This is a genomic window from Azospirillum sp. B506, from assembly GCF_000333595.1.
Taxonomy (GTDB): domain Bacteria; phylum Pseudomonadota; class Alphaproteobacteria; order Azospirillales; family Azospirillaceae; genus Azospirillum.
The window spans coordinates 1-6,214 of sequence record NZ_BADK01000066.1; the positions used below are offsets into that span (position 1 = coordinate 1).

Sequence of the window (6,214 nt, forward strand, 5' to 3'; positions counted from 1 at the left end):
TGTCACCGCGAATCGTGGCGACATACTCGAACAATAATCCTGCGGTACGCTCTTCTCATCTGAAAACGCCGGGCACTCCGGCCATAGCGGATGGGAAGGGACGATGACGGAACCGAATACGGGATCGCAGACTTCATCCGGCGCCGCGGGCCTGCGGAACGCACCGCCGAACCATTCCGATTATCGCCCAGGCAACCTGACAACCTTGCGTACTGAGGCCACGATGCTGCATCATCATGACGTCATCTCCAGAGCCGTTTCGACCGACCGCGAGATCACTCTGGAGGCGCTTCGTGTGTTCACCTATCTGAGCCGGCGGCTCCACTTCGATCGCTCCGTTCCAGTGCTCCAGTCGGAACTGGCTGATGCGCTGGGCATGCAGCGGCCCAATGTGAACCGGGCCATCAAGCTGCTGGAAACCAAGCAGATTCTTCTGCGGGAATCCAAACTGGGGCGTGCGATCACGTTCCGGCTCAATCCGGGACTGGAGGGCGGCCGGGCCTGAGTGTTTGGTCAGGGATGGAATGATCGTCGAGACCCGTGAGCTGTTCTTTACCAATTCCGCCCTGAAAAAAGCGATTGCCTGGTACCAGAAGGCTCCCAATCAGGTGGATTTGCCGTTGGGAGTCGTCACCGGGGTGACGACGACGTCCGACGGCGGCCTGTCGGTGCAAATCCAGCAGAGCGGCGCCTCCAGATCGCGGGAGGTCCTGTTCACGCCCAGCAAGACGCTGGCGCTGCTTCTGCTGTTCTGCCGACGCCAGAAGGTGCCGATTCCGCGCGATGCCGCCAAGGAGATCGAGGCGGCAGACGATGGCCTGATCCTGATCGTGCGCGGTGAGACGCAGACGACCGCACCCAATCATTGACTTGGTTTTTATCACCGATCGGACCGCCTCGACCGATGAACTGCCGCGGCGCGTTTTGCGCGTGCGGCGTATTGTCATGTCCGCCATCTCAGTCCATGCGGATGATGACCGTAGGCCATACGGCACCGACACTCGCAATCGCGCCTGAAATTTTCGGTGGCGCTCTGAATCATATTTGCGCGTTCGTTCATGCTTCGCGCAGACCGCATTGACCCAATGGGCAAGTGATTATGATGATGGTCATAGTCGCCAAGGTGGATCGCGCCAAATTTCTTGACGTGCTAATGTTCCTGACGCTGGGAGGGCTAAGCTATAGTTCCAATCCCACAGCCGAACGGGGAAATGTGTGTCGATTTGCCAGTCGAACATTCGGATGGAATGGAAACCGACCTTTGCGGATCGGATGCGTCCCTCCGGACAGGTCGTCGTCTGTGCTTCTCCGTCACCACCAAGGATTCCACGCCGATGATCGCCACCCGCCTGCTGCCGCCGCTTTGGAAGGAGCTTCGGCATCGACTGCCGCGGGTTGATGCGCAACGGGGCCAGCTGCCGCAGGTCCAGCCGCCACAGGTCTGTCCAAGGCTCGCGTGAGCGGGCCGATGTCATCGCCGCAGAAGTCTCCGTCATTACTGCCCGTTGCCGCGGCCATCCACCGGATCGCCGCATCCCCGCGAATGCTGGTCGCGGTCCTGTGCGCCCTGCTGGCGCTGCTGGGGACGGCTTCCTGGGCTGCCGTCACGGCGCTCGACTACCGCGACACGCTTGAACGCGCCGGGGAGGATGCCCGGCAGGCCGCCAGTCTGTTCGACAGCCACGCGCATGGCGTGCTGGAGGCAAGCATCGCCCTCCTGGATCAGCTCGCCGGCCGGATGGACGGGCGCGGTCTGAAATCCTGGGCGGAGCGCACCCTGCCGGAAGCAATGGCCGTGGAGCGCAACGGTAATGTCAGTCTGCTCGGCGTCGATGGAACGGTGCAATATGGCCCCCCTGTCGCCTTCGCGGAGCCGGAAACCAGCGATGGGCTGTCTCTTCTGGTCCGCCCCTTGCCGCCCGAGGAGGAGCGCCGGATCCTGCCGGCCTTCGGGCATATGGCGGGACAGCCTGCCATTCTTCTTGCCCGCCGCATTCACAGCACAGCCGGCGTTTTCGACGGTGCTGTCCTGGTGGCGGTGCCGGTGGCGGCCCTGGCTCCGGTTTTGAAGGCATTCGACGACGGCGCCGCCCGCTCCATCGGCCTGTATCGTCCCGATGGCGTCCATCTTGCCGGACACGGCGCCATGTCGCTCGGCCCGCTGCCGCGGCTGGAGCCATCGGCCATCCGGGTCGATGCCAACCGAATGGTCGATGGCAGGGCATCGATCCTTGCGACGAAGCGGATGGACGCCCTGCCAATTCTGTCGGCGGTGACAATACCGCGCACGACCGTGCTCGCTCCCTGGTATGTCCGGATGGAACGCGGCCTCGTCGTCGTGATCGCCGGCGTTGCCGCCCTTGCCGGCCTGTCGCTGCTGGGGGCCGCGAGCCTGCGGCGCGAGGCGCTGGCGCGAGAGGCCCTGACAGACGCCAACGCGCGGCTCGAACAGGCCAACGTCCAGTTGGAGCAGCGGGTGGATGAGCGCACCGCCGCCCTCAGCGCGCTCAATGTGAAGCTCAGCCGCGCATTGGAGGAAAAGGAACGGGCCAATCAGGCGAAGGGCAGGTTCCTGTCGGCGGCCAACCATGATTTGCGCCAACCTTTCCAGGCCTTGCGGCTTTTCCATCACATTCTGATGGAACGGCTTGCCGGCACGCGCGACCATGCGATCGCCGAGAAGATGGGCGAAGCTCTGGATGCCGGCGAAAAGCTGCTGCACGCCCTGCTGGAGGTGGCGACGCTGGATGCCGGTGTGGTCCGGCCGCAGCTCGCCGATGTACCGCTTTCCGTTGTGTTCGAGGATCTGCTGGCCGAATTCCGCGGGATGGCACTGGAAAAAGGGCTGGTCCTGCGGGTGATGCCGACGCGCATGGTGATCCGATCCGATCGCATGTTGCTGAGCCGCATGCTGGGCGATCTGGTGCGCAACGCCATCCGCTTCACCGACCGGGGCCGTGTCACCATCGGCTGCCGCCATCACGGGCAGCGCCAGGGCCGCTGGCTGCGCATCGAGGTGTGGGATACCGGCGCCGGCATTCCAGCCGAACAGCTCGACAACATCTTCGAGGACTTCGTCCAGCTCGGCAATCCGGAGCGTGACCGCCGCCAGGGCCTCGGCCTCGGCCTCGCCAAGGTGCGGCGCAAGGCGGCGCTGCTGGGGCATGCGGTGGAGGTGCGGTCGCTCCAGGGGCACGGGTCCGTCTTCGCGATCAGCGTGCCGGTGGTTGGGAGCGAGCGGCCGCCGTCCCCCGTGCCCGTGCAAGAGACCGCCCCGGTGGCGACCGGTGACCGGCTGATCCTGGTGGTGGAGGACGACCCAGTCCAGCGTGACGCCGTGCGGCTGCTGCTGGAAAGCTGGGACTATCGCGTGATCGTGGCCGCCGAGGGGGAAAGCGCGCTGTCACTGTTTCGCGAGACCAGGGGATCGGCGGCGTCACAGGAAGCTCCGCTGTCCGGCATCCCTCCCTCCTCCATTGCCCATTCCTTCATGCCAAATCCCGATCTGATCGTCAGCGACTTCCGCCTGCCGGGCCGGCTGACCGGCGTGCAGACGGTGGCAGCGGTGTGCGATCGGCTGGGCCGTCCGGTGCCGGGGCTGATCCTGACCGGCGACACGGCGCCGGAACGCATCCGAGAGGCGGTGGCCACCGGTTGCCGGCTGCTGCACAAGCCGGTATCGCCGGAGGAACTGCGCGACTCCATCGCCTCCATCCTGTCCGAATGGCCGGGATGCCGTCCGGCGGACGGCGGCGAACAGGCTCTGGCGAGTGAGTCGGCGGCATGAATTAACCCTTTCTGAAGCCGGCGCGCTGCAGACTGGCGACGGATACGGAGTTCATGGGAACATGGTGCAGAATCGCACGCTCAAGCGTCTCGATCAGGCGCAGCTCGACCAGGCGGTGCGCAAGCATGAGATGTTCCGCAATGCCCGGGTCGGCGGTGCGCGCGCCAATCTGTCCTTCTGCGATCTGTCGGGGCTGGACCTCGCCGGGCGCGATCTGGCCCATGCCGATTTTGTCGGTGCCAGCCTGCGCGGGGCGAACCTGGGCGGCGCACGCCTCGACTGTGCCTCCTTTTTCGTCGCCGACCTGCGGCAGGCCAATTTCGACGGGGCCAGCCTGATCAAGGCCGATCTGCGCGGCGCCTGCCTGCGCGGGGCGATCCTCGTCGGCGCCAACCTGTTCGAGGCCGATCTGCGCGATGGCTCGCTGGCTGAAACCGACCGCTCCGGCCATCTCCATATGGTGCAGGTCGAGTCCACCCCGGCCGAGGCCGACGGCGCCGACCTGTCGGGGGCCAACCTGACCAACGCCCGGATGTCGGGCATCATGGCGGTTCACACCGACTTCTCCGATGCGGTGATGCGCGGCTGCAAGCTGGTGCGGGCGACCATGCGCGGCGCCAACTTCACCGGCTCGAACCTGGAGGGGGCGGATCTGTCAGGCGCTGACCTGCGCGGTGCCTGCCTGCGTGGCGCCGTGCTGACCGGCGCCACCATGGTGATGACAGACCTCACCGATGCCGATGTGGAGGAGGCGCTGACCGACAAGCCGGTCGGCCGGGTGGTGGCCGAACTGGGGCGGTCGCTGCAGGATTTGTTGGAAGATCACATGGTCTGGGTCGGGTCGAGCGGAGCGCAGGGCCAGATGCTGGACCTGTCCGGTTTCGATCTGCGCCACGCCCCGTCGCTCGCCCACCTGTGCCTGACCATGCTGCGCGCGGCCGACGCGACGCTCTACGGCCTGGATCTGTCCGGCGTGCAGATGCAGGCCGCCCTGCTCGACCGGGCCGACCTGCGCGGGGCGACGCTGGCGGATGGCGACCTGCGCGGCATCAGCCTGAGGAACGCGAAGCTGAACAACGCCAACCTGCGCAACGTCAACCTCCGCCCCCTGGTGTTCGACGAGCACCGGTCCCGCCCGGCCGACTTGTCGGGGGCGAGGCTACGCTATGCCGATCTCAGCGGCGCCTGCCTGCGGGCGGTCAATCTCGGCAATGCCGACCTGTCCTTCGCCAACCTGCGCGGTTGCGATCTGGCCAGGACCGACCTGACCGGCGCCAAGCTGTTCGGCGCGAAGCTGGAACGCCGCGCCCTGGCCGAAGGGGCGATCCTGGACGGCGTCGCCGGACTGAAGGTTTAAGCGGTCGTCTGCGCCGCCTTCCGGAGCAAACGACGCAGATCGAGGGCGGCGCGGTCGGCAATGCGCTGCGCCTCCACCAGCACGCCGGTGAGATCGCCCACCTCGGGCGCGATCTCGCCGGCGGCGTCGGACATCGCATCCAATTCGGCCGCAGCCTTCTCGATCAGTCCGGTCACCACGCCGGCAGGACCGGCGGCGCTGTCGAAACCAGCCATCGAAAACCCCTCCATGAAGTGTGGTTATCGTCAGTGTGTCGCAATCCGCCACATTGCGCAATGGCTTACGCTGCGTCGCACAATTGGTTTGCCGGCAGCGGCCGCTTGCGCGGTCCATGCCGGCGGCGGTACACACGGGGAAGCTGTCTGGAGTGGAAAGGGCTCAAAATGCCGGAAACGGTTCCGTCCGACCGCGTAACCGCGGCTGCCGCCGCTCTGATGGTCTATCTGACCGACAGGCAGATCAACGCCGACAAGCTCAACCAGTTCAGCGCGCTCTGCGATGAAATCCGGCGCAGTTTCGATTTCGACAGCAGGATGGATCTGGCGGAACGGCTGGAACGGGACGCGCCGGCGACCGACACGATCCGGCTGCGTTCCGTCCTGTTCCTGCTGACCGGCGATCTCTACCACTATGAACGCATTCTCCATTACCTGATCCTGGGTGGCGACAGCGCCGATCCGGCGGCGTTGCACTACACCCACTGGTGCATCTCGCGGCAACTGTTCCTGGGGGCGGCAAGCGGCGAGAAGATGGCGACCTTCGTCGCCTGCGACCTGTTCCGCTACTACACGGCGATGGTCCGCCAAATCGCGCGTCGATGGGACCTGAAGCCGGCACGGGCGGCCTTGCGCGACGGGCCGATCCGGCGCATCGCGGTGGTGACCAACCAGTTCACCAACCAGGGGCATCAGCCGACCCGCGACTGTTTCGATTTCGCCTCGCGGCTTCAGGATGTGTTCGGGCTGGATGTCGCCATCATCAACGTCAACGGCCTGCCGGGCCGGGTGGAGAACGTCTTCATTCCGCCGATGGTGGCGGAGGTCACGGCCGACCTTGAAGGGGTCTATGCG

Annotated in this window: 5 protein-coding genes and 1 pseudogene; 5 read left to right on the forward strand and 1 reads right to left on the reverse strand. The window is 65.8% G+C overall.

Translation table 11 applies throughout. The annotated features are described in order from the left end of the window. Positions 1-103 precede the first annotated feature (103 nt). The 4 genes from I71_RS02115 to I71_RS02130 all read left to right on the forward strand — a co-directional run bounded on the left by I71_RS02115 (position 104) and on the right by I71_RS02130 (position 5,144). The gene (locus tag I71_RS02115; RefSeq protein ID WP_042689629.1) at positions 104-505 is read left to right on the forward strand and encodes a helix-turn-helix domain-containing protein; all 402 of its coding nucleotides are present in this window, start codon (positions 104-106) and stop codon (positions 503-505) included. 19 nt (positions 506-524) lie between these two features. After that, on the forward strand, positions 525-869 hold the full coding sequence (locus I71_RS02120; RefSeq protein ID WP_042689632.1) for a hypothetical protein: 345 nt from the start codon (positions 525-527) through the stop codon (positions 867-869). A gap of 674 nt (positions 870-1,543) precedes the next feature. Beyond that, a complete protein-coding gene (locus tag I71_RS02125) occupies positions 1,544-3,787 on the forward strand; it encodes a hybrid sensor histidine kinase/response regulator (protein WP_244433578.1) in 2,244 nt (747 codons plus the stop codon). A gap of 61 nt (positions 3,788-3,848) precedes the next feature. Then, a complete protein-coding gene (locus I71_RS02130; protein ID WP_042689640.1) occupies positions 3,849-5,144 on the forward strand; it encodes a pentapeptide repeat-containing protein in 1,296 nt (431 codons plus the stop codon). On the opposite strand, the gene I71_RS02135 is transcribed toward I71_RS02130, so the two are convergent. Beyond that, positions 5,141-5,359, reverse strand: a complete 219-nt coding sequence (locus I71_RS02135) for a hypothetical protein (protein ID WP_042689643.1) — start codon at positions 5,357-5,359, stop codon at positions 5,141-5,143. The two genes, I71_RS02130 and I71_RS02135, sit on opposite strands and share 4 nt — an antisense overlap. Positions 5,360-5,527: 168 nt before the next feature. Here I71_RS02135 and I71_RS02140 point away from each other — a divergent pair. Continuing rightward, positions 5,528-6,214, forward strand: a pseudogene (locus I71_RS02140) (hypothetical protein); the annotation flags it as partial.